The sequence below is a fragment of the Winogradskyella sp. 266wxhm genome (genome assembly GCF_058964685.1).
This window is the reverse complement of the sequence record NZ_CM179559.1, coordinates 320,519-345,854: the sequence shown is the minus strand read 5'-3', so window position 1 is coordinate 345,854 and position 25,336 is coordinate 320,519. Positions and strand designations below refer to the sequence as shown.

Genomic DNA, 25,336 nt, shown 5'->3' with positions numbered 1-25,336 from the left:
GATTTTAATCCATAAAACGCAAAAAAAACCGATTAAATGCAATTTTATAAAAATCAGTAATATTCTTAGACTAGTATTTTTGATGATGATTAATTCTTTGTAAATACTTAAAAAACAGTGTTTTTTGTCGTTTTAACAGAAATATTTGGCGATTGTCGATAAAAAATAAAGTTAATATTGTCTTAACAAGATTTTAACTACTTTGATCCGCGTAAGTAATTAGCTATTAATTTTTTATGGGGAAAATAAAGAATCATTTCTTATTGTTTTTTGTTTGCTTTTTGGGAGTAGTAGTTGCATTTAACAGGGATGAAGGTTCAAAACTGACAAATAGTTTTTTGAATTTTACTTCTGAAAATACTGAGATTTTACCGCCTAGCGCATCGATTTCTGGAACGGCTACAGTTTGCCTAAATGAAAATCCTTTACCACAAGTTACTTTTACAGGAAGTGGTGGTAATACACCTTATACTTTTACCTATACCATAAACGCAGGAGCTCCTCAGATTGCAGAAACGACAGGGACTAATGAATCTATATCTGTAGATGTGATGACAAATGCAGTTGGTGTTTTTATCTATGAATTAATATCTGTGACTGATGGATCTAACGATACCAGCTCAGAAAATGGTACAGCAACAATTACGGTAGCAAGTCCACCAGATGTTTCATTTACGTTTAATAATAATGGTGCTTGTTCTGGTACTCCAATAAACTTTACATCTAATGTTGTAGGAGATGGACCATTCACTTATGACTGGCAATTTGGAGATGGTACTGTTTCATCTGTAGCTAATCCTACACATATATATAATGCTTTTGGTTGTGGATTTTCAACATTTACAGCAGAATTAACAGTTACTGATAGCAATGGTTGTACAGATACAACATCTCAAACCATCAGTGTAGAGCAACGACCAGAATTAGCTTTTGAAGATTTAAATGCAGAGTTTACACCTCCATTTGATAATTGTGGAAATAATACTGTTGATCCAGCGTATACAGTTGATGTCGGGAATATTTCACCGTCCGATAGCTGTGTAACGTCTTATGATGTGAATTGGGGAGATGGAACTGCCGTTGAGACAAATGTAACCTTTCCTTTAAATCATACTTATACTGAGTTGGGATCATTCAATATGGTCATTACAGGTTATGGAGATAGTGGATGTGTTTCTACTGAAACTATTCTTGTGAAAAACTCTAGTAACCCAACAGGTGGAATTATTAATCCACCAGGAACGGTAAACTTGTGTTTACCTATTGATGCGCTAGATTTTAAAATAAGTTCTTGGGGTTCTAATCCACCAGATACAACCTATTCTGTAGATTTTGGTGATGGTACGCAAGAGTTTTATACACAAGATCAGTTAGAAAGCTCTTCATACTATAATGCTAGTGATCCAGATGCGTCTCAGAATTTTCCGATTCCACATGAATATACACAGTCTAATTGTCCTAACGCTAATTATTTTGTAACCCTAGTTGTGGCAACTTCATGTGGTGAAACACTTCTAACGGCAGGTCCTATAATAATTCTAGAAAAACCAAATGTTGATTTTGAATTTACAAATCCGGGTTGTGTGAATACAGCAATTCAGTTTACAAATACTACTGAAGGTGGCTATGGACCTAATTGTACTGAGCAAGCGGCTCATTCTTGGGATTTTGGTGATGGTACTACTTCTGATTTAGAAAACCCATCTCATACCTATACGTCACCTGGCACCTATACTGTAACACTTATCGAAGAGAATTTTTGTGGAACAACAGACCCTGTAACCAAGACCATTTGTATAGAACCAGGTTTGGTGCCAGCGTTTACTGTTAGCAATAATTCTGGTTGTGTGCCATTTAACATTGATGCTAATGATACCACTAATTTGGCTGAATCTTGTGGAGGTGAGACTTATCTGTGGGAAGTAACATATATTTCAGAGTTTTGTGGCATTACAGAAGATTGGGAATTTACCAATGGTACAGATGAGACTTCGGTCAACCCTTCATTTCAATTTAATAATGCTGGGATTTATGAACTGACAATGACTGTCACAAATTCCTGTGGTGATTTTACAACTTCTCAAACAATTGAAGTAAAACAACCTCCAACAGCTAGTATTTCTGAAATCGATGATGCTTGTGGTTCGGCAGATATTAATCCTATTGCTACTGTAGATACCTGCGCCCCAAGTTCAGAGACCATAACTTATAGCTGGTCTTTTCCAGGTGGTTCACCTGCAACTTCAAACCAGTTAAATCCAGGAACAATTTCTTATACTGTCGCTGGTGATTATACGGTAACATTTACGGTGACCAATGATTGTGGTGTAACTACAACATCGGAAACATTTTCTATTAATGAGTCGCCGAACTTGACTAATACAGACTTAATTCAGACAATTTGTTCTGGCACCTCAACAACTGAGATTGTTTTAACATCTGATAATCCGAATACGACGTTCAGTTGGTCTTCCAACAACCCAACAGATATTACAGGATATATTCCTAGTGGTACATCGAATACTATTCCTGTTCAAACATTAGTGAATACATCATCAAATAGTACTTCATTAATTTATACGGTAGTTCCGGAAATTAATGGATGTGCTGGAAGTCCTATGAATTTTGAAATTATTGTTGAGCCAGCTCCATTGATTACAGACCAACCATTGTCTGAGGCTGTTTGTTTAAATGGGAGTGTAGATCCCTTATCAGTTACTATCAATGGTACAGGAACTGCAACTTATCAATGGTATCAAAATACTATTGATAATAATACTTCTGGAACATTGATTTCAGGAGCAACCTCATCAACTTTTTTACCTCCAACCAATGCTGTAGGTATAACGTATTATTATGTAGTCATTTCATTTACAACAGGAGGATGTAGTGAAATTGTTTCGGACACTGCAGCAATTGCAGTGGCAGATTTATCACAGATAGATACGCAACCCATAAGCTCTCAATCTATTTGTATTGGAGGTGTTGCAGATGAACTTGAAATAATTATTTCCGGTGGAACAGGTAACCTGTCTTATCAATGGTATAGTAATACTACTAACACCAATTCAGGTGGTACAATTATTTCAGGCGCAACCCTATCAACATATACACCTCCAGCATTTACAACACTAGGTAGTTATTACTATTATGTTGAAATCACTTATGAAGCCAATGGCTGTTCAGATTTAATAAGTGATGTTGCAGAAATTATTGTTGTAGATGATCCTGAAATTACAACACAACCTATACCATTTCAGAGTTTATGTCAAAATGCAGCAGTTCAAGATTTAGAAGTTATATCTTCTGGTGGATTAGGAAATATCTCTTATCAGTGGTATGTTAATACAGTTAACGATTCAACTTCAGGAACACCAATTGTTGGTGCTACAGCTTCAGTATATTCACTTCCAACAGATGTTGTAGGGACACTCTATTATTACTGTGTTATTACTCAAGATGTATCGGGTTGTGAAGTTACAAGTGCTATTAGCGAAATTGAGATAAGTGCAGGAGCACAATTTACTTCTCAGCCTATTCCAGATGAACTTTGTCTCGGTGAAACTACGACAGATTTATCGGTATCATATACAAATGGTACAGGTACACCTAGCTATCAGTGGTATGTAAATACAATTAATGATACAGCAACTGGAACTCTAGTCTCAGGAGCTGAAGCAGATACCTTTAGCCCAGACGTAAGTACAGTTGGAACATTATATTATTATGCCATAATAACGTTTAATTCTGGAGGATGTTCGGAGATAGTCTCAAATACAGCAGAGATTACTGTAAATGTTACACCAAGTGTTAGTGATACAGCACTTTTAATATGTAGTGGTAATACTTTTGAATATACTCCAGATGAAAGTAATGGAGATATAGTGCCATCAAATATAGTTTACACTTGGACAAATCCAGTTGTAAGTCCTGCAGGTAGCGTTACAGGTGCTCTAGAGCAACTAACACCAACAACTTCGATCTCGCAATTTTTAGAAAATATAACTGTAAATCCTGCAACAGTTACCTATACTGTGACGCCAATAGTAGGTGATTGCGTTGGAGAAAATTTTACAGTAGCTGTTACCGTTAACCCTTCTATTTCTGTAACTTCAACGGTTGTAAATAATACATGTTTTCAGTCTGATAATGCATCTATTGAGATTAATATAGTAGGAGGCATTCCTTTCTCAACAGGAGATCCATATAGTATTACTTGGTCAGGACCTGATGGATTTTCTAGTACTAACGAAGGTATTTTTAATCTTGCTGCGGGAACTTATAATTTAGACATTCAAGATGATGGTGGCTGTCCGTATACAGAAACATTTATAATCACTGAACCAGACGAGTTAGTATTTAGTGATGTGAATTTTGATCCTGAAACCATTTCATGTTTTGGTGCTAACGATGGAGAAATAGGAATAGATATTTCAGGAGGAACTGCTCCTTATACTTATAGTTGGACTTTAAACAGTTCACCATTTTCTACAAATGAAGATTTAACAAATCTTGGCCCAGGCGATTATTCCATTTCGGTTTCAGATGCTAATAATTGTGGGCCTATAACTTTAGATTTTACTATTATAGAGCCAGATTTACTTGAGGTAAACTTAGATACAAAAACAGATGTTATTTGCTATGGCGATGCCACAGGAGCAATTGTTGTAAATGTTGTAGGAGGACGTTTAGATTATAATTTCAGCTGGATAGGACCGAGTGGATTTACAAGTCCTAATCAAAATATAGATAATCTAATCGCAGGAGTTTACAATTTAACAGTTGCAGACAGTTCAGGATGTATAGATAATTTAGAAGTTGAAATTCTTCAGAATGATGAAATTAATATCCAAGTAACGACAACAGAAATTGAATGTTACGGAGATAATGACGCATCGATTACAATAGATAATATAACAGGTGGTGTAGAGCCTTATGACATTGCTTGGAGTAATTTTGGGTCAGGAAATAGTCAAACAAATCTTTCAGCAGGAATTTATACCATAACGATCACAGATGCCGAAAATTGTGAGCGTGCTTTTCCAATAGAAATTGAAGAAGCTCCAATATTTTTGATAGAACCTGTCGTTACACAAATGACTTGTGCAGGTGAGAACGACGCAAGTATTACCTTGAATTTTCAAGGCGGAATAGATCCTGTAAACTTAGTTTGGGATGATGATTCCACAGCAGGTACAGAGCGCAATAATTTAGCGGCAGGTACGTATTCCGTGACGATTACTGACGGCGCACCTTGTATTATTCAAGAAAGTTTTACTATTTATGACATTCTTCCGTTGCAGCTATCAGCCAATGTAAGTGATGCTTTAGATTGCGATGATGCCAATAGTGGTTCTATCAACCTTATTATTCAAGGAGGAACACCACCATTTAATGTGTCTTGGTCTAATAATTCTACGACTGAAGATTTAAATAATGTGCCTCCAAATACTTATGTGGCCAACGTTGTAGATGCTAATGGCTGTGAGATTCAAGGAAGCTGGACTGTAAATCGATTTGAGCCTTTGGTTTTAGATGTCAACATACAGTCTGATGTGGATTGTGAGACACGTACTGTGAATCAAACTTTTCAAGCAATAGCGAGTGGAGGAGTGCCACCGTATCAGTACAATTGGTCAACTGGAAATGTTAGTGGAGCTAACAATGAATTAATGACAACGGATGAAGATGGTTTGGTGATTTTGGAAGTTATTGATGCTTTAGGTTGTTCAACAAATTATTCGCTTAATGTTGATACTCCAATTCTAGGTAATGCTGATTTCACTACAACATCCTTTGGTTATGAAAACTATGGAGTGTATGCTATTCAAGATCCAATTCAGTTTACAAATACAGCTACAGGTGATTACGAAAGCATTTTATGGGATTTTGGTGATGGTAGTTTTTCTTCAGAAGAAAACCCAATCCATACTTATTTTGAAGTAGGTAGCCATGTCGTAACCCAAACCGTAACATATCCTTTTGGGTGCGTCTATACTAAAGTTGTTGCGCTTTATGTTGAAGAAGGTTATAAACTCATAATGCCAGATGCATTTACTCCCAATGGTGATGGACTCAACGATTATTTTGCGCCTGTGCATATAGGCTTAAATTCTCTAGAACTTAGTGTTTTTGATACTTGGGGAAGTCTTATATACAAAGAGAAGGGTGATGCTATTAGAGGTTGGGATGGAAAGGTAAAAGAAGAAGTTGCTGAAAACGGAAACTACTATTATACTTTTTCTGCAAAAACATTTTATGGAGATGAAATTAAAAAGCAAGGAGCTTTTGTTTATATTAAATAGTACCAATACATGAGAATACAACATATTATTACTTTGGTATTGGTTTTAGGGAGCGTTAAGGTCTACGCTCAGGATCCAATTTTCACACAATCTAACTACATACAAGAAACATTAAATCCAGGATTTTCGGGTTTTGAAGATAGTGATAGAATAGCTGCAGGGTTGTTAACTAGGACTCAGTGGCCAAATTTAGATTTAAGAATAGATACGCAATATGCTTATTTAAACAAGTCTTTTGATTATGGTCCAAGCCTTGGCTTTGGATTAGGAATTAACTTCTTGAGACAACATGAGACTTTCAATAAATACAATTATTATCAGATTAATGTCAACTACATGCATCGTGTGAATCTTAACGATGGATGGTTTTTTAGACCAGCTATTGAAGTTGGTTTAGGCTTTAAGGACATTGGTTTTAGTAACTTGACTTTAGCAGATCAAATTAATATAAATACAGGTGTTGTAAACCCAAATTCTGTAGATCCTTTAAGTAACAATGCAGACAACGTATTTTTTGGGGATATTTCTGCAGGAATAGTTGTTGAACGAGAGGAACTTAATAATGTCACCTATTGGTTTGGAGTATCTGCAAAACACCTCAATCGTCCTAATATTTCATTTGTAGATGGAGAAAAATTACCATTGGATATCTTCTATTCGGTTCATGGTAATTTTCGTTTTCCATTTTTGAATGATTATAAGATTATGATGACGGCCAATTACATGCAGCAAGGAGAGTATAATCGTTTAGATATAGGCTCATTGTTTACTGTAAATCAATTTTTGGTAGGAGTAACAGCAGCTACAAACCCTGCAAAAAATGATGATAGTAGTCATCTTTTAACTTCAATTAATGCATTTGTTGGATTAGAATATGAAGCTTTTAGGTTTGGGCTGTCTTATGATGCTAATACCACTAATATTGGCAGAACTAATGGTGTTTACGAGTTTTCTTTAACGTATCTTTCAAGGTGTAGAAACTGTAAGGTTGATAGAAGACGTAAGCGATAGTTGCTAGTTCAATTTCCAAATGAGAGGTAGTATAAAGTAAACGATAAGCGTTACTAGCAGTATGGAAATAATATTCATCCATATGCCTTTTTTTACCATGTCTTCAATTTTTAAGTATCCAGAACCAAAAACCACAGCATTAGGTGGTGTAGCAACAGGAAGCATAAAAGCACATGAAGCAGCTAACGTGGCACTGACCAATAAAATATAAGGGTGAACCTCTATGATGGCTGCCAACGACACCAATACAGGTAAAAGCATAGCTGTGGTAGCCATATTTGAAGTCACCTCTGTTAAAAAGTTAACGGAAGCTATTAAAACCAACAATAGCACAAAAATCGACACTCCAACTAAAGATGTAAGGTGACTTCCAATCCAAACAGCTAAACCGCTAGACTCAAAACCAGAAGCTAAAGCCATGCCACCTCCAAAAAGCAGAAGTATTCCCCAAGGTAGTTTTACAGCATCTTCCCAATAGATAAGAGCACTTTTCTTTTCTTTATTTGGAATTAGGAACAGAACGATTGCGGCTGTTATAGCAATAATAGTATCATCAATTTCAGGTAACCATTTTGAGAGTAAAAAAGATCTACAAATCCATGCGATTGCAGTGATTGAAAAGACAATCAATATCACTTTTTCCTCATAAGTGATTTTGCCCAAAGCTTGTAATTGTTTGTCTATTTCTGCACGACCACCAGGAAATTCTTTCTGCTCAAACTTAAAGGCAAATTTGGTGAGGTAAATCCAACATACAATTAATAAAACTATACTAATAGGAAAGCCGAAAACAAACCATTGCGAAAATGTTATTTCAGTATTGTAGGTGCTTTCTACAACACCTGCTAACACCAAATTTGGTGGTGTGCCAATAAGTGTTGCCATACCTCCAATTGAAGCACTGTAAGCAATGGCTAACATTAAAGCTTTACCGAAAATTAAATTTTCGTTTTTCTTGGTTTTGGGATTGTCTTTTAGTTGTAATACAATGGCCATACCAACAGGAAGAATCATTACGGCTGTAGCGGTATTCGAAATCCACATCGATAACAATGCTGTAGCTACCATAAAACCTAGAATAATTTTACTTACGTTGGTACCTACGAGTTTGATGATATTCAAAGCAATCCGTTTGTGCAAATTCCATTTTTCAATAGCTATAGCTATAATGAAACCACCCATAAACAGGAAAATGTATTTATGACCATAAGATGCTGTTGTTTCACTTAAAGAAAGTCCACCAGAGAGCGGAAATAATATAATTGGTAGTAAAGCAGTAACCGGAATAGCAATAGCTTCAGTAATCCACCAAACGGCAACCCAAGCTGTAGAAGCTAAAATAGCATTAGCTTCTTCTGAAAGTCCTTCGGGCTGAAAGAAAAATTTTAGAAGAATAAATAAAAAAGGCCCAAGAAAAAGCCCGATTTTCTGTTTAGAAAGGATCATTTATGTATTTAGTTTTCTTTGGCCGAAAGATAGAAAATTAAATGAAATCAAATTCTTAAAGAAAATTTTTGTATCAATGAGCTATATACCTTGAAGACAATATTTACTAAATTCTTATTACAAAGAATTATAGAGTAACGTTGTGATTTCTACAAGCGAATACTGAGTTTATATATATTTAGCTATCTATTCTTTTTAGAACAACATTACTGGTGTTTGCAGGAAAGAGTGTGCTCCCTGAACCCGTAATAGTATATCCCAATCGAACACGATCTCCACTATTCAGCGAAATTAAAATTGTCTTCTTAACATTTTGTCTCTCGTTTTGCACTAAGTGAGTTACAAAAGCAGAACTGCGATTCACCTTAGTAAAAGTAGTGTTGCCAGGAGCAGTTTCAAGATACATTTCAACGATTCTTGAGTCACTGTTGTTCTGGATTACGGTTGCACTAAATGAAATTTCGTAAACACCAGCATAAGCCACTTGCAAATAGTTATTTTGATGACTTACGTTTTTTAATACTGATGCTGAAGGCATGGTACGGGTTAATGATACTCCAGTTGAAGTCACGCTAGTACTGCCTGCATCATCATACATCTCACCATAAACTTGATTTGCAGGTGTCTGCCAGCTCGCATCGCCATCTGCATCACTTGTTAAAACTTTACCATTACTTTGATTACCATCAACATATCTAAAAGAATTGTTTACCTGAAGTTTTGCCTGAGGGGTGTTTGTGCCAATACCAACGTTAAGAGCACTATTATTATGATTTCCTAAAATTATAGTGTTAGCTACATATGCATTTGCATCGTTACCTAAAGCGACGGAATTGTCTGCTGATGAGGCGTTGTTACCTATTGAGACGGAAGAGCCTCCATATGAATTGGCATTAGTTCCTATAGCTATAGAGTTAGTGCCATTTGAACCACCTGATTGACCGATTTTTATTGAACCAGTACCTGTTGCATTTGCAGTTCTTCCTAGAGCAATAGCATTTTCAGTGGCATTTGTTTCATCTCCAATGGCAATAGCATAATTTGAATAAGCGTTAGACGATACACCAATAGCAATAGCATTATTAGAGTTTGTGTTTGATGAGGTTCCTAACTCAATACCATTATTAAAAACTAATTGACCAGAGGTAGTAAAGCTAAACCGTTCTGCGTTATTGGTACGCAATCGGATAGGTTGTTCGTTTGTAGTACCAAAAAAATTACTGCTAGAAATTGAATTGCCATCTAGAGTCCAAGCATTATCTGAAGAGGGATTCTGTTCGTCTGAAAATGATGTCAGCGTTTTCCAGGTCGTTCCAGTCCAATAATAAAAGCCAGGAGAAACGTCACTCGAGGTAGAGGTGTTGTAAACGAGTAAACTTTCCACCGGATCAGTAATGGTAGTAACGTCGTTTGAATTTGTTAAAGCTACACGAGGAATTAAAAGTCCTTTATCAGAAGATGTAATATCTAAAATACTAGCTTCTGAAGGAGATGTTGTTCCAATACCAACTTGGGCGAAAGATAGTGTAGCAAAAAATAGATAGAAAAAAAGGGGAAAATAGGGTTTCATTTTGTATAAGGAATTAGGGGACTACAAAATTAACCATTATCAATCTGTTAGAAATCTAATCAATAGTTGATTAGGAATTTTTACCAAATACTTAAAATTTGATGATATTTATTTGTTTTTTATTAATTTTTTAAATGATTTTAAGAAGTATCTATTACTTTTTCCTATAGTTAAAGGTTCAAAAATTGAATCTAAATAGGTGTTAAATACTTCGTTTTGTAGTATAAAACCTATGCGGTACGCCACTTTAAGACGTATTAACATTCTTTTTTAGAATTTTTTAAGTCGTTCTATTTTTTATTAGGATAATGTTGTTCTGTTTGAAGTTAAGACGATGTTCTTGGTTATATTTTATATTAATTTATAGATAATTAGGAGCAGTCTTTTATTTTTCGTGTAATATATTCCGAACTTAAATTCTCAATGTAATCCATTTCTATAATTTTCCATTTAGAACTTTCAGATACATTTCGAATTTTAGATATTTATTCACGTCTTCGAGTAAATTCGACTCTCCATTTTTCAATCACTTCATTCCCATATTTATCTAGCCATTGTTTTTCTTCTGGGTTTTTAAAATGGTTGGTCATAAACTCTTTTGGTTCACGTTGTTTGAAATACCAAATATTTTCCAATTCAATATTTTCATCAGCTAATACTTTTTTCAACCCGTCATATTGTTCATTTGTTCTTGGATATTCAAGAAAGAATACATTTTTATTAACTTCTTTTAAGTTTCTTGAGATAAATTTTCCAATCATTTCAGTTGTAAACATTTTTCCGCTTTCAAGTATTTTCCTCATTTCATTTCCTAAACTATCATTATTCTGTAATTGTTCTTTTAATAAATTACTTAAATTAAAAATTGAAGAATTTAATTCAGAAGATAATGTATTTCCAATTTTATCTTGTGAAAGTCCCCAGTCAAGGAATAAAATATTCGATTTTCGCATTTTTTTGATTGTGCTTAACGGTTTTATATAACTTACTTAAAAATAAAAACTGAATAGAAAATCCGAGAAGATTTTCAGAAGTAGGCGAGAACAAGCAATTGCTTATAGCCATTGTTAGCATTTGTAATTTATTATTTCAATTAAGCCAAGGATAGTCTATAATAAATCCCAACTTATTCAATTGTTCAAATTCATTTTCAGTCAATTCATTTTCAAAATCAATTGTTCCTCCATTTGTCAAATCGGTTAGAATTTGTTTAGATTCTAATATACCTTTTCCTGTTATTTTTTTTAATATCGAAATCATTGATGATGATTCAATACTCGCATTTTTATCTAATGATAAAATAATTCTTGAATTGTCTTTTTCTAAATAAGGATCGCCGTATTTTTCAAACGAGTTTATTGAATCCTCAACAAAACGTCCCGAACCAGTTTGGAATAATTTTCCGTCAATTTTTGATACAATAGTTGGTCCTTGTCCAATTGCCATATCTTCGATTTTTTTAGATTTTAAGTATTCATCCGATTGATAAAATATCGCAAAGCAAGATTCCGATTCCATTGTAGATTCAGGTATTATGGAAAAACCTTTTAGATTTTTCGCTAAATAATTTTGAACTAATATTTCAGCTTCTTTTTTCGTCACTTTTTATAAATGCTAACGGTGTAGGCTATGAGTAGTTGCGTGGTTTAGCACTTAACTTTGCGAGTACACACCAAACTGAAAATCCGCGAGGATTTTCAGAAGTAGGCGAGAATAAGCAATTACTTATAGCCATTGTTAGGCAACGTTATTTTAGAATCCAATACCAATATCAATTCCACCATTTATCGAAAATCCTGTTCCGAATGCGTCAGCTCTACTATTATTTTCATCAACACTACCCAAAGCAATTCCTGCACCTAAATACGGATTTAAAATAATTCTTTTTGCTATTATAAATTGATACCCGAAAAGACCTCTGATATTAAAAATTGAATAATCATTATCAACTAAGGTTGAAGGTTGGTTATTACTATCTGTATATGTGTATTTTTCATTTAAATTCAGATATTGAATTCCTGGGCTCACATATAAACCTTTGGGTGCTTTTAAATGACTGAAAAAATATCTGTACCCAGCATTTATTGTAAATCCCTCAACTACTCGTTGATTATTATTGTTAAATGCATTTGTTCCAAATGCATCCATAAAATCATCATCGGCATCACTACCTGACACATCTCTTAAAGTTCCAGTTCCGAAACCAATTTTTATTGCTCCTTTTTCGCTAATCACTCTTTCATACTGAAATTCATAAAAACCAGTAAATAAGCCCAAGGCATTAATTCGGATAGAGTTTTTAATTTCAGAATCTGATTGAGCATTTAGATTAATAGAGGTCACTATTACGATTAGTAATAAGGTCAAATTTCTCATTGTTTTCATTTTAGTTTTGTGGTTAATGTTGCCTAACGGTCTCGTATAACCGTCAGTTACGGGATTAAAGTTAGTGATTTTCGGTTAAGAACTGGCGTTAGCAATTCCGAGTGGATTCGGACGTAGTCGAATCCGCCGTAATTGCGGTTATACATCTTAAGTTTACAATCCATTACATTTAGACTATTAATCAGAAAGCACAAAAGAGAGGATTAAGGTTAAGTTATACAGTGAAGCACAGACTTCGACAACAATGATAATCCCCTCTCTTTTCTACTTAGATATCGTTCAGTTCTGTGAGCCTTTAGAGCTCGTTTTTAAGTTGTTGATGCTAAAGTAGATTGTCCTTTCAAAATCACTTCATATGACTAAAGATAAAGAAATTTATGGTATAGACATCAGTAAAAGCGTCTTCGATGTTTATAGTACAGCGAGTGGTCACAATCAATTAAACAATGATGACAAAGGCTTTAAGTTACTTTTAAAAGCATTACCACAAAATGCACTAGTAATAATGGAAGCCACGGGCTACTACCATTACCGATTAGCGCAGTATTTGCACACGCATGGTGTGACTGTCTCAGTTGTTAATCCCTTATCTGTAAAACGCTTTATCCAGATGCGCTTGTCAAAAGTAAAGACCGATAAGAGCGATGCAAAGGCCATATGCGATTATGGTGAGCACAATGCTGTTCCTTTGTATAGTGCCTTAACAGAGGTTCAGGCAGAATGTTTGCAGCTTTTCAGGTTATTGGATATTTATATAAAACAGCGTACAGCCATCAAAAACAAGATCAAAGGAGAAGAAGCCTTAGGGAAACCATCACGTTTTGTGTATCAATCGCTCAAAAGAAACCAAGGATACCTTACCAAGGAAATAAAAGGCTTAGAAGAGCGGCTTTTAGAACTGGTAAAAAGCGAACAGCAAGACCAACTAACACTATTGAAGAGCATCCCAGGAATAGGAGTAAAAACAGCCTTATTTTTAATAGTACTAACAGATGGCTTTAATAAGTTTGAAAATGCTAAACAATTGTGCAGTTATGTTGGTATTACGCCAACCATAAGAGCATCTGGCAGTAGTGTTAGAGGACGAAGTAGGATCAGTAAGATCGGAAACAGGAAATTAAGAAACCTGCTTTTTTTATGCGCATTTTCAGCATGCAATCATAACAAGGCTTGCAGAGAGTTATACGAGCGTATTATAGCCAAAGGCAAGAGTAAAAAATTAGCCTTAATCGCGGTAGCTAACAAGCTACTGAAACAGGCCTTTGCTATTGCTAAATCAAAATTACCCTTTGATGAAAATTATGTGTCAAATTTAAACTAGAAAAGCTTGGTTTTTAACTCAGTTCTTTGTTGTACGCTGTGCTTTATTCATTATAGTTTTCCAGTTTTCTCAATTTCCAAAACTCTTTATCTTCTTTAACTTCTCTTTGTTTTTTAAATACAATTTTAAATGAAAAATAAAATGAAATAAAAACCAAAATACAAGTAATTACAAAAACCGATTTTACTAAAAAACTGTCATTCCAAAGTGTGTAAAGTTCTTTTAAAATGTAAAATTCAAATACGTATAACGCAGTTCCTAACACTAAATATAGAATCAATAGAGTCATAACTCCGACGAAATCCCAAAACCAAGAATTTCTCATTTTGTGATTTAATTCGGCAGGTAAGTAGAAAGGTAAGAATGAGATATTGAAGTCATTAAAATAATGTCTATCTAAGTCGTCAGAATTTAACTCAGTTTTATTTATCAAGTTAAAGAGTACTTTTGCTTGATGCATTAAACGCTCTCTTCTGTGTTCTCCAACAAAAACAATTAAATAGACTACAGCGAAAATTGGTGGTGTAAAAATTTTCACAACTTTCAAATCTGTTATATCAATCACTCCAAATTTTATTGAAGTCAAAGTGCTTTCTTGCAATAAGTAGTAAATAAAAAGAATTCCAACTAAATACATTAAATATTTATATACTAATTTCGAAGTCTCTTTGATATTGTCGATTACTGTATTCAAGTAGTCTTTTACAGTTTCGATTTCATTATCGTTATAAAACTTAATTAGAGTTTCAGTTTTCATTTATTCTTTTCAGGTTCTTGATTTTCCGGCATTGCGTACAACGGTTTTGTGTATGGCTCGTTGCGGAAAATCAGCTATGATTTTCCGCCGTAACCGAAAGATAGCGAATAAGATTGAATTTCCGATAGGAAATTCAGCCGCAATGAGCTATACACGTTGTTGTGCGTAGTCTTTTCCGCTTTTAATTCTTTTCCATTCTTTTTTTATTTTCCGAAAAACTTTCTAAACAGTCATCTAACTCATTGCCTTTTGAATGAATACACTCACAAAATTCATTTCCAATATTCTCATATTTAGTATTAGCATATTGTTTTTTACAATCGGATAATGAATTTCTTGGCATAATTTCAAATCCTTTTAGAAACATTAAAATTATAAGTCCAAAGGTTGCAGCAACTCCACCAAAAAACAGAAATGGGAATTTATTGCTCCATTTTTTTGGTCGCTTTACAATGCCATAATCTGGTATATTTTTAAATGGTAAAATATATTTTAACTTGTCATAATTCCAAACGAGAATATACAAATTCGCTAAAACCATTAATGGTGCAGAAATAAATGAACCTTCAAATCGTACAGCGAAAGAAAGAATACAGATATTTACAATTATTGGAAAATAGAGTAGTGCTCCTAAAGTGACAGTTCGAGGTATTAGCAGTAAAACGGCTGAAAAAACTTGAGCATAACCAATGAAGTGATAATAATATCCTGTGCGATGCAATGCAGTTAGATATGCTCCCATCGGATGAATTTCCGACAATCCGCTAGCAAATCGTTCGTCAATTATTTTTGTTATTCCCGCAACTATAAATCCAAGAGCTAAAGTCAGTCGGCAAAAAATGGAAAAATACCAATACCATCTGTTTGCTTTTATTTTCAGGTAAAATTGGTCGAATTTAGTCAGATTGTTCAATTATTCACGATTTTTATTAGATTACGCACAACGGTCTCGTATAACCGTCAGTTACGGGTTAATATGCGTTAATTTTCGGCTTAGAACTGGCGTTAGCAATTCCGAGTGGATTCGGACGTAGTCGAATCCGCCGTAATTGCGGTTATACATTGTTACCCACAGTATTTTATTTCATCAGTATATAGTCGAAATTTTCTTTATTCAAAATTTCGATTACATTATCAGAACCTGCTTCTTTTCTTGTATCAGCATCTATTCCGTAATAAGAATCGTGCTGAAAAAAGAAGCAACGATAATTTGAATTAGTCATTCTTTTTGCTTCAGTCCAAGCTTCGTGAAACATATCGTATTCTAGTTTTTCAAAAATAAAGTTCGCCTCAATGTATTCTCCGTTATCTTCATTTTCCCAGTGATATGATTCGCCTTCAACGAGTTCGAAGCCGTACTTTTCGAAAATCTGTTCTATCTTGTCATCATCATTGTCATCAGAGACATCAATATGGTGATGGTCATTCCAATAATCTTGAGCTATAATTTCAGACTCTGGATAACCAACATAGTAAAATTCAAATGGCATTTCATATTCGAATGCTACCACTTTTAATTTTTTAGATTCGTCTATTAGTTTGATTGAATGAACATTAATAAATTCAGTCAAGAGTTTAATCAAACCATTTTTTTTTGGTTCTATAATTTGATTTAAAATATCTTCTGTTATTTCTTTTTCGAATGTTTTCATATTGTGGGTAACGGTCTCGGCTATGATTTCGTTGCGGAAAAATCCGCAGGATTCTTTCCGCCGTAGCCGAAAGATAGTAAATTGCAATGAAATTCCGATAGGAATTTCAGCCGCAATGAATTATAGCCATTGTTGGCTACAGTATTTTTATTTAGTATACTTTTTGTCAATCAGATAATTTTTTAAATCAGACATATAAGATTCAAAGTCAAATTTTTTGAGTTTTGATAATCGAGTTAGGCTATCAGATTCAGTCAGTATTTCATTACACACTTTTTCAATTAGCTCATCCTTTTTTAAATTCGAAACTTGGCTAAACTCAATTTTACAATCAATTTCCACGCAATTATTTGACTTTATTTCAATTCCGTCCACATATGAAGTTCTTTCACCTGGTAGATATCTAGGTCTTTTCTTTTTGAAAAACTGGTCAAATTCAGGTTTCACAGTTATTAGTCCGAAATAGAGTTGGTTTAGGTCTTCACCATAATTCCGATTTTCAAAAAACGTTTTTAACTCAACAGATAAGTCATTAATCCAATTATTTTGTTCTTGAGTTAAGTTAGTATATTGTGCTATTCCGAAAGTCAATTTGCGCTCTGTTTTTATATTGTAGCCAACGGTTAGGCTATGGTTTGTTGCGAAAAATAGGTACTGTTTTTCGCGATGAAGCACTAAGATAGTAAAAAGGGAAGGAATTTTCCAGCGGAAAATTCCAGTGCAATGAACTATAGGTATTGTTAGCAGCCGTTTTTTATTATAGGGTTCAGCTTTGCACGTTCTGAGGATCAGTCCGACGTTGTAATTCTGGTTAGCAATTAAGATCTCTCAGGCACGAATTTGGCGGACAAGAAATAAGTCCGACGTCAAGTGAATTTTTTTGAAATTCAAGTTTTCTGATTTATCTGGCTTAAAAATCTAAAAAAAAAAATCTCCGAAAAATAAACTGGGCAAAAACTCGGTGTCGCATTGCTGCTAACGGTCTCGGCTATGAGTAGTTGCGTGGTTTAGCACTTAACTTTGCAAGTACACACCAAACTGAAAATCCGCGAGGATTTTCAGAAGTAGGCGAGAACAAGCAATTACTTATAGCCATTGTTGGGTGTAGTTTTTTTATTCGGTTATTCTGTTTTTCAAGTCCATTTGACCGTGTAATATTCTTGTGATTTCAATCGGACAGTCAATTCTTTTTCGATAAAATATTACGTGTCGATTTGCTTTTAATCCGAAAAGGTCAGTTTTGATTCCATCATAGTTTTTTCCCAATTCTGGATTATCTGCTATGTCTTGGCAAATATCAAGAAGCATTTCGTAATATTTGTCAGCTTGATTCTCCGACCAATTTTCGAGCGTATATTCCCAAATTCCATTTAAATCCGCTACGGCTTTGTTGGTCAGTTCGTATTTAGCCATTCTTTTTGCGTTTAGCTTTTAATTCCTCAAGATTTTTTTTAGGGTCGAAATCGTGAGCAATTCCGCTATCAATTCCTTCTTGAATAGCATTTCTTAACGCAATTACTTTACTTTCCTCATTTTCTAAAAGTCGAAGTCCAGCTCTGATTACTTCGCTTACATTTTTGTATCGTCCAGCAGAAACTTGGGTTTGTACAAACTGGTCAAAATAATTTCCGAGCGATATTGATGTGTTTTTCATTTTATTCTTTTTATCAAATATACCAATTTTTGGTAAAAAATCAAATTTGTAGATTTTCGCTCAAATTACACCCAACGTGTTAGTATATAAAATGTTGCGGTTTTGCAAACGGCAGATTTTCCGCAGGAAAATCAGAGATTGCAAAAAGAGCAACGCCTATAGTTTGAGCTAAAAATAAGCAATTTTTTATATGCAATGTTAGTTTTTGTAGCTTTTTCATAATTTTTCTCAAACAATTTCGATGTATTCTTTCAAACGCCTAAGTCAGAGTTTGAGTGAGCAAATTCAGATTATGAGTGAAAAAGTCAACCGTAAGTGGCTCAATTCAACGTGTTGCTTTTCATTCCGCATTTTGTTTTTCACGGGTGAGTGTTCAGCGTTTAGTTCGACTTAATTTAGAGTGCTCAAGTCAGCGATTGAGTGATAAAAAACTCAACAGTTTCTTATTCCGCTTTTCAATCCGCACGGCTGAGCTCAGCTATTAAAACTAACGGTCTTGTATAACAATCAGTTGCGGATTGTTTAGAAACTAAGATAGCTAAAATTCCTGACTTTTTTGCTTGCGCGGTTGTGTCCGCAGGACACAAAGCCGCAATTGTTGTTATACGTTGTTGTACCACGTTATTTATATCCAGTTTTAAATGTTTTGTCTAGTTTATTATGGATAATCGTTGCAATAACAAGTACCTCTGTCATTTCTGTCAATTGGGTTTCCTCTAATAATTTCGGATTATGTGCTTTCGGGTTTCTATACATACTGAAGAAACCTTTACAAAAATTAGCAAATCCTTTATGCTCACTTTCATCACTAGTGCTTTGCAAAGTATTAAACGCTAACATTGGTTTCTTTTCTTTTCCAAGACCTAAACATTCATCAATTAATTCTGATCCATCAGATTTGTAGTCACTTTTTTGTCTAAACCTTTCCGCAACACTTTTTGTAATTTCCAAAATTGCGTGGAAATAATTTTCTCTCAGCCATTCTTCTTCGCAATATGGAATAATTTCGGTATGAATTCCTATTCCGTGAACTTTCTGTTTAATTTTTAAAGATCTTTCTTTAGCCTCCGAAATAGTTTTTGCTTTGTTTACATTTCTTGGTTCTCCGCGTTCATTAATTTCAATTCCCTCGTAAAGTAATTTTTCGTTTATTTTTGCTCTATGAGTTTCAAATTCTTTTTCGTCGTTATATCGTCTTGGATTGATTAATTTAACAACAAATAGAAGTACATTATTTCCGCAATTGTCTTGTTTTTGTCGAGCTTTTAAAGTATAGAAAATTCGGTCTGATTTATTCTTTCCCTCGTTGGATTCAGTAAATCCTAAACTTGAAAAATGTTCAGTGATTTTTTTATGTGTTAACATATCCGATATTAAGTCAGATAGATTTCTTAATGTTATATCGTCGAAGGATGAAGTCATATTTTGTTAATGTGGTACAACGTCTCGGCTATGAGTAGTTGCGTGGTTTAGCACTTAGCTTTGCAAGTACGCACCAAACTGAAAATCCGCCAGGATTTTCAGAAGTAGGCGAGAACAAGCAATTGCTTATAGCCATTGTTGTACGCAGTATTTTATGTCATTTGAAACGACATTTTTATATTGTTAAAATTCATATTTTCTAAATCGGTTTTTGATAGTCCGAAATAATAAGTTCCACTTCCACCAAATTTTGTTAAGTCAGTATTTGAATCATAGCAGTCTAATTGAAGTAACAATTCGTATGTTTTTGATAATTCTAAAATATCATTCCACCGTTTTTGATATTCAGAACTTTCTGCACCATAAAGTCCCAATTCTTTTGAAGCGAAATCATAAACTACACTTGACTGAATAGACCTATCGTGTCCTAAAATTTGATGCATATTATCAGAATCTTGATATAATTCCTCAATCATATAAAATTCAATTGGTTCAATAAAGTAGAAATTGAAATCGTCATATTTTTTGTCGAATTCAAATAGTTTATAATTCTGCCAATGGGGAATTGTGTAATACTCAAAATACTCTATTACGGCTGTTTTAAACGTCTGATTTTCATTAATGTCATTCGGAAATTCGGTTCTAATTAGATTTTTACTCTTGCTGAATATAAATTTAAAAGGTTGATTTATTCCATTAAATTCGTTCCATTCTTCGTTAAGACTTAAAAAGATATAGAAAAACCCTTTTTTTGGTAATTCGTTTTCTTTATCAAATCTCGTAATTTCAGAAAGGTTGTATTGAGCACAAAATAACATTGGTTTTTCATTTGCTCTTGGCCATTCAAAGTCTTTTGGTAAATCAGGTTTTCCGCCAATTTTAGATTGTCCAATTTTTAGGTTTTTATCATCACTCGCTTTAGTTTTAATGCCAACAGTTGGTTTAATCATTTTGATTAGTTCCTCCTTGTCTTCATTATCAATTTGGACTTCTTCTGAATTCCGAATGAATGAGGTTATTTTCTTTAAATTATTCTTTTTAAAACTAAACATTTATTTCAGCGTGATGTTTTTGGGATATTGCGTACAACGGTCACGTATAACCGTCAGTTACGGGATTAAAGTTAATGTTTTTCGGTTAAGAACTGGCGTTAGCAATTCCGAGTGGATTCGGACGCAGTCGAATCCGCCGTAATTGCGGTTATACATCTTAAGTTTACAATCCATTACATTTAGACTATTAATCAGAAAGCACAAAAGAGAGGATTAAGGTTAAGTTATACAGTGAAGCACAGACTTCGACAACAATGATAATCCCCTCTCTTTTCTACTTAGATATCGTTCAGTTCTGTGAGCCTTTAGAGCTCGTTTTTAAGTTGTTGATGCTAAAGTAGATTGTCCTTTCAAAATCACTTCATATGACTAAAGATAAAGAAATTTATGGTATAGACATCAGTAAAAGCGTCTTCGATGTTTATAGTACAGCGAGTGGTCACAATCAATTAAACAATGATGACAAAGGCTTTAAGTTACTTTTAAAAGCATTACCACAAAATGCACTAGTAATAATGGAAGCCACGGGCTACTACCATTACCGATTAGCGCAGTATTTGCACACGCATGGTGTGACTGTCTCAGTTGTTAATCCCTTATCTGTAAAACGCTTTATCCAGATGCGCTTGTCAAAAGTAAAGACCGATAAGAGCGATGCAAAGGCCATATGCGATTATGGTGAGCACAATGCTGTTCCTTTGTATAGTGCCTTAACAGAGGTTCAGGCAGAATGTTTGCAGCTTTTCAGGTTATTGGATATTTATATAAAACAGCGTACAGCCATCAAAAACAAGATCAAAGGAGAAGAAGCCTTAGGGAAACCATCACGTTTTGTGTATCAATCGCTCAAAAGAAACCAAGGATACCTTACCAAGGAAATAAAAGGCTTAGAAGAGCGGCTTTTAGAACTGGTAAAAAGCGAACAGCAAGACCAACTAACACTATTGAAGAGCATCCCAGGAATAGGAGTAAAAACAGCCTTATTTTTAATAGTACTAACAGATGGCTTTAATAAGTTTGAAAATGCTAAACAATTGTGCAGTTATGTTGGTATTACGCCAACCATAAGAGCATCTGGCAGTAGTGTTAGAGGACGAAGTAGGATCAGTAAGATCGGAAACAGGAAATTAAGAAACCTGCTTTTTTTATGCGCATTTTCAGCATGCAATCATAACAAGGCTTGCAGAGAGTTATACGAGCGTATTATAGCCAAAGGCAAGAGTAAAAAATTAGCCTTAATCGCGGTAGCTAACAAGCTACTGAAACAGGCCTTTGCTATTGCTAAATCAAAATTACCCTTTGATGAAAATTATGTGTCAAATTTAAACTAGAAAAGCTTGGTTTTTAACTCAGTTCTTTGTTGTAGCACGTTTTTATTCAAATTAAATTATAAAATTATTAACTATTATTCCAATAAATATTGAAGTTCCCATTAGGCTATAACTCTTTTTTATTGAAACTTTATTCATAGTCAGTTTTATTCCGTAATAAAGGTTAATCAGACCAAGAATTATATTTATAAATAAGACCCAATCGGGATATATAAATGCAAAAAGAATATCTGTAAAATGATAATAGTAAAAAAGTAAAGCTATATGGTATATCCAGTAAATTGATAGTACAACTTGAATTATTCCCAAAATGATGTTTGCGTTCTTTTTCAATTCAATATTCTAATTTAATTTCTGATTTTCCAATTCCGCAAACTTTTGTTTATCAGTTGGCAAAATGTCCACTAATTCAAATCGATTTTTGTCCAACGAATTGAAGTCAACCAGACTTAAATATAAGTCTACAATATTTCGGTCAATCATTATTTTTCCGCCTCCAGCCCAATGTCGGTCAGTTCCGTTTTTCTTTATTCCTGAAATCCAATATTCATCTCCGTTTTCTATGTCGTAGTAGTTTCCAGCAATTCCTTGTGCATTTGAATTTTTAAGAGCATTTCCATTAAAATACAGAGTTCGACCAGATTTTGAGAATTCCGCCATTCCAATCCAAGCAGGTCCGTTATCTCCAAATCCAGTTTTTAACTCTATATATTTTAATTCAGGTTTCATAGTTCCTCAAATGTGCTACAACGGTCTCGTATAACCGTCAGTTACGGATTTAAAGTTAATAATTTTCGGTTAAGAACTGACGTTAGCAATTCCGAGTGGATTCGGACGTAGTCGAATCCGCCGTAATTGCGGTTATACATCTTAAGTTTACAATCCATTACATTTAGACTATTAATCAGAAAGCACAAAAGAGAGGATTAAGGTTAAGTTATACAGTGAAGCACAGACTTCGACAACAATGATAATCCCCTCTCTTTTCTACTTAGATATCGTTCAGTTCTGTGAGCCTTTAGAGCTCGTTTTTAAGTTGTTGATGCTAAAGTAGATTGTCCTTTCAAAATCACTTCATATGACTAAAGATAAAGAAATTTATGGTATAGACATCAGTAAAAGCGTCTTCGATGTTTATAGTACAGCGAGTGGTCACAATCAATTAAACAATGATGACAAAGGCTTTAAGTTACTTTTAAAAGCATTACCACAAAATGCACTAGTAATAATGGAAGCCACGGGCTACTACCATTACCGATTAGCGCAGTATTTGCACACGCATGGTGTGACTGTCTCAGTTGTTAATCCCTTATCTGTAAAACGCTTTATCCAGATGCGCTTGTCAAAAGTAAAGACCGATAAGAGCGATGCAAAGGCCATATGCGATTATGGTGAGCACAATGCTGTTCCTTTGTATAGTGCCTTAACAGAGGTTCAGGCAGAATGTTTGCAGCTTTTCAGGTTATTGGATATTTATATAAAACAGCGTACAGCCATCAAAAACAAGATCAAAGGAGAAGAAGCCTTAGGGAAACCATCACGTTTTGTGTATCAATCGCTCAAAAGAAACCAAGGATACCTTACCAAGGAAATAAAAGGCTTAGAAGAGCGGCTTTTAGAACTGGTAAAAAGCGAACAGCAAGACCAACTAACACTATTGAAGAGCATCCCAGGAATAGGAGTAAAAACAGCCTTATTTTTAATAGTACTAACAGATGGCTTTAATAAGTTTGAAAATGCTAAACAATTGTGCAGTTATGTTGGTATTACGCCAACCATAAGAGCATCTGGCAGTAGTGTTAGAGGACGAAGTAGGATCAGTAAGATCGGAAACAGGAAATTAAGAAACCTGCTTTTTTTATGCGCATTTTCAGCATGCAATCATAACAAGGCTTGCAGAGAGTTATACGAGCGTATTATAGCCAAAGGCAAGAGTAAAAAATTAGCCTTAATCGCGGTAGCTAACAAGCTACTGAAACAGGCCTTTGCTATTGCTAAATCAAAATTACCCTTTGATGAAAATTATGTGTCAAATTTAAACTAGAAAAGCTTGGTTTTTAACTCAGTTCTTTGTTGGTTACAGTTATATTTCAGTTTTTTAAGGTTCATTCAGAGTTTGTTTTGCGTTCTGCTATTCAATTCCACGTTATGATTCCGCAATTTTGGAATTCGATAGAGTAGCAGTAATCAATTCACGTTTTTTAAATTCCGCTCAAGTTGATTTCTGCGCATAGTTCCGTTTTACATTTTTCAATTCAACGTTACGTTTCGGTCTCGAGTATTAAATTCAGTTCCGTTATTTTTTTGCGCAAAGTTCCGCTGTTTTCAAAGTTCGGAATTCGCACGATTTTTACGTTTAGTTTTTAATTCCGCTATTGTAACCAACGGTTTTGTGTAAGCGTCAGTAACGGGAAAGTACCCGATTACTTTCCGCTGACGCACTAAAGATAGCAAAAACGAGTTGAATTTTCGGTAGAAAATTCAGCCGTTATTGCGCTTACACGTTGTTGGCAGTAGTGTTTGTTTTACTAAATGTAAAGTTTGTTTGTCAAATAGAATTGTTTGTTTTACATTTGTATAAATTCAAATCCGTTTATTATGAAACTAAATTTTTTATTTCCGAATAAGTTTAAAAAAATTGGGTGGTTTATTCTCATTCCTTCCGCAATTATTGGTTTAATAACTCTTATCTATGAATATGAGCCAAGTTTTTTAGATTTTAATGTTCCTGCAATTTTTGTAGGTGAAATACTTTCTGATGGTAAAAAAACTTTCAGAATGGTTAATAATAATGTATTAAATGAAATTCTAGGTGTTTTGATTATTATCAGTTCATTATTAGTTGCTTTTTCAGAAGAAAAATCGGAAGATGAGTATATTTCTAAAATTAGATTAGAGTCTTTGGTTTGGGCTGTTTATTTCAATTTTGCCATTCTTTTATTATCATTTTTGTTCGTTTATGGTTTGTATTTTTTATGGGTTATGATATTTAATATGTTCACAGTCTTGCTGTTTTTCATAGTTAGATTTAATTGGCAAATTTCCAAACTAAAAAAATCAGCTTATTATGAAGAATAGTATTAAGGTCGAAAGAGCAAAAAAGAATATTACGCAAGCTGAATTAGCAAAATTGGCTAAAGTCAGTAGGCAAACAATAAATGCAATGGAATTAGGGAAATATGTTCCTTCAACAGTTTTAGCTTTGAGATTAGCTAAAATTTTTGAAATCGAAGTAAGCAAAATCTTCACTTTAGAAGACTCTGATTGGGATTAGTTCATATTACTGCCAACGGTCTTGTATATGGCTCGTAGCGTGTAAATTAGCGGTTGTTTTCGGATTAAGCACAAGCCAGATTTTTTAATTTTCTTATTATCTTTTTTATCAATAAGCCAAATTAAAAAATTTGGCGGACTTGCAAATATACCTTAA

The 25,336-nt window shown here is 34.2% G+C and carries 22 protein-coding genes; 7 read left to right on the top strand and 15 right to left on the bottom strand.

Annotated elements, in window-relative coordinates; all coding sequences use genetic code 11:
• Positions 1-236: 236 nt before the first annotated feature.
• Complete coding sequence (locus AC2H4K_RS01665; protein WP_281141242.1) at positions 237-6,305, top strand: PKD domain-containing protein; 6,069 nt, start codon at positions 237-239, stop codon at positions 6,303-6,305.
• A 9-nt stretch (positions 6,306-6,314) separates the two neighbouring features.
• Positions 6,315-7,316, top strand: a complete 1,002-nt coding sequence (locus AC2H4K_RS01660; protein ID WP_281141243.1) for a PorP/SprF family type IX secretion system membrane protein — start codon at positions 6,315-6,317, stop codon at positions 7,314-7,316.
• 3 nt (positions 7,317-7,319) lie between these two features.
• On the opposite strand, the gene AC2H4K_RS01655 is transcribed toward AC2H4K_RS01660, so the two are convergent.
• The 5 genes from AC2H4K_RS01655 to AC2H4K_RS01635 all read right to left on the bottom strand — a co-directional run bounded on the left by AC2H4K_RS01655 (position 7,320) and on the right by AC2H4K_RS01635 (position 12,708).
• A complete protein-coding gene (locus AC2H4K_RS01655; RefSeq protein WP_281141244.1) occupies positions 7,320-8,762 on the bottom strand; it encodes an SLC13 family permease in 1,443 nt (480 codons plus the stop codon).
• A gap of 178 nt (positions 8,763-8,940) precedes the next feature.
• Complete coding sequence (locus AC2H4K_RS01650; RefSeq protein ID WP_281141245.1) at positions 8,941-10,332, bottom strand: phage tail-like protein; 1,392 nt, start codon at positions 10,330-10,332, stop codon at positions 8,941-8,943.
• Between the two features lie 485 nt (positions 10,333-10,817).
• Positions 10,818-11,285 carry a nucleoside monophosphate kinase gene (locus tag AC2H4K_RS01645; protein ID WP_281141246.1) on the bottom strand — a complete coding sequence of 156 codons (468 nt, stop codon included), beginning with the start codon at positions 11,283-11,285 and terminating at the stop codon, positions 10,818-10,820.
• A gap of 136 nt (positions 11,286-11,421) precedes the next feature.
• The gene (locus tag AC2H4K_RS01640; RefSeq protein WP_281141247.1) at positions 11,422-11,934 is read right to left on the bottom strand and encodes a hypothetical protein; all 513 of its coding nucleotides are present in this window, start codon (positions 11,932-11,934) and stop codon (positions 11,422-11,424) included.
• A gap of 150 nt (positions 11,935-12,084) precedes the next feature.
• Complete coding sequence (locus tag AC2H4K_RS01635; protein WP_281141248.1) at positions 12,085-12,708, bottom strand: hypothetical protein; 624 nt, start codon at positions 12,706-12,708, stop codon at positions 12,085-12,087.
• Between the two features lie 364 nt (positions 12,709-13,072).
• Here AC2H4K_RS01635 and AC2H4K_RS01630 point away from each other — a divergent pair, with 364 nt between their 5' ends.
• The gene (locus AC2H4K_RS01630; protein ID WP_281141647.1) at positions 13,073-14,038 is read left to right on the top strand and encodes an IS110 family RNA-guided transposase; all 966 of its coding nucleotides are present in this window, start codon (positions 13,073-13,075) and stop codon (positions 14,036-14,038) included.
• A gap of 43 nt (positions 14,039-14,081) precedes the next feature.
• Here the strand turns inward: AC2H4K_RS01630 and AC2H4K_RS01625 are convergent, their stop codons facing one another.
• The 9 genes from AC2H4K_RS01625 to AC2H4K_RS01585 form a co-directional block, all read right to left on the bottom strand.
• Entirely contained in the window at positions 14,082-14,795 is a 714-nt protein-coding gene (locus tag AC2H4K_RS01625) for a hypothetical protein (protein WP_493742774.1), read from the bottom strand.
• Between the two features lie 181 nt (positions 14,796-14,976).
• Positions 14,977-15,708, bottom strand: a complete 732-nt coding sequence (locus AC2H4K_RS01620; protein WP_417859064.1) for a DoxX family protein — start codon at positions 15,706-15,708, stop codon at positions 14,977-14,979.
• Positions 15,709-15,874: 166 nt separating this feature from the next.
• Positions 15,875-16,447 carry a hypothetical protein gene (locus AC2H4K_RS01615; RefSeq protein WP_493742773.1) on the bottom strand — a complete coding sequence of 191 codons (573 nt, stop codon included), beginning with the start codon at positions 16,445-16,447 and terminating at the stop codon, positions 15,875-15,877.
• Positions 16,448-16,594: 147 nt separating this feature from the next.
• A complete protein-coding gene (locus AC2H4K_RS01610) occupies positions 16,595-17,038 on the bottom strand; it encodes an Imm44 family immunity protein (RefSeq protein WP_281141643.1) in 444 nt (147 codons plus the stop codon).
• A 522-nt stretch (positions 17,039-17,560) separates the two neighbouring features.
• Entirely contained in the window at positions 17,561-17,860 is a 300-nt protein-coding gene (locus AC2H4K_RS01605; protein ID WP_493742772.1) for a type II toxin-antitoxin system RelE/ParE family toxin, read from the bottom strand.
• Entirely contained in the window at positions 17,853-18,101 is a 249-nt protein-coding gene (locus AC2H4K_RS01600) for a type II toxin-antitoxin system ParD family antitoxin (protein ID WP_055413791.1), read from the bottom strand. Before AC2H4K_RS01600 ends, AC2H4K_RS01605 begins: the two co-directional genes overlap by 8 nt.
• A gap of 79 nt (positions 18,102-18,180) precedes the next feature.
• Positions 18,181-18,321 carry a hypothetical protein gene (locus AC2H4K_RS01595; RefSeq protein ID WP_493742771.1) on the bottom strand — a complete coding sequence of 47 codons (141 nt, stop codon included), beginning with the start codon at positions 18,319-18,321 and terminating at the stop codon, positions 18,181-18,183.
• 401 nt (positions 18,322-18,722) lie between these two features.
• Positions 18,723-19,523, bottom strand: a complete 801-nt coding sequence (locus AC2H4K_RS01590; RefSeq protein ID WP_493742770.1) for a TIGR02391 family protein — start codon at positions 19,521-19,523, stop codon at positions 18,723-18,725.
• Between the two features lie 152 nt (positions 19,524-19,675).
• On the bottom strand, positions 19,676-20,575 hold the full coding sequence (locus AC2H4K_RS01585; protein WP_493742769.1) for a DUF1963 domain-containing protein: 900 nt from the start codon (positions 20,573-20,575) through the stop codon (positions 19,676-19,678).
• Positions 20,576-20,940: 365 nt separating this feature from the next.
• On the opposite strand from AC2H4K_RS01585, the gene AC2H4K_RS01580 reads away from it, so the two are divergent.
• Positions 20,941-21,906 (top strand): IS110 family RNA-guided transposase, encoded by a 966-nt coding sequence (locus AC2H4K_RS01580; protein ID WP_281141647.1) that lies wholly within the window; start codon positions 20,941-20,943, stop codon positions 21,904-21,906.
• A 342-nt stretch (positions 21,907-22,248) separates the two neighbouring features.
• Here the strand turns inward: AC2H4K_RS01580 and AC2H4K_RS01575 are convergent, their stop codons facing one another.
• Positions 22,249-22,635, bottom strand: a complete 387-nt coding sequence (locus tag AC2H4K_RS01575) for a hypothetical protein (RefSeq protein ID WP_232395794.1) — start codon at positions 22,633-22,635, stop codon at positions 22,249-22,251.
• 349 nt (positions 22,636-22,984) lie between these two features.
• Between AC2H4K_RS01575 and AC2H4K_RS01570 the strand changes: the two genes are divergently transcribed.
• From AC2H4K_RS01570 to AC2H4K_RS01560, 3 genes are all read left to right on the top strand, one after another.
• On the top strand, positions 22,985-23,950 hold the full coding sequence (locus AC2H4K_RS01570) for an IS110 family RNA-guided transposase (protein ID WP_281141647.1): 966 nt from the start codon (positions 22,985-22,987) through the stop codon (positions 23,948-23,950).
• 554 nt (positions 23,951-24,504) lie between these two features.
• Positions 24,505-24,984, top strand: coding sequence for a hypothetical protein (locus AC2H4K_RS01565; protein ID WP_281141650.1), 480 nt, complete (start codon positions 24,505-24,507; stop codon positions 24,982-24,984).
• Positions 24,974-25,180: a helix-turn-helix transcriptional regulator gene (locus AC2H4K_RS01560; protein WP_281141651.1), complete on the top strand. Its 207-nt coding sequence runs from the start codon at positions 24,974-24,976 to the stop codon at positions 25,178-25,180. Before AC2H4K_RS01565 ends, AC2H4K_RS01560 begins: the two co-directional genes overlap by 11 nt.
• Positions 25,181-25,336: the final 156 nt, after the last annotated feature.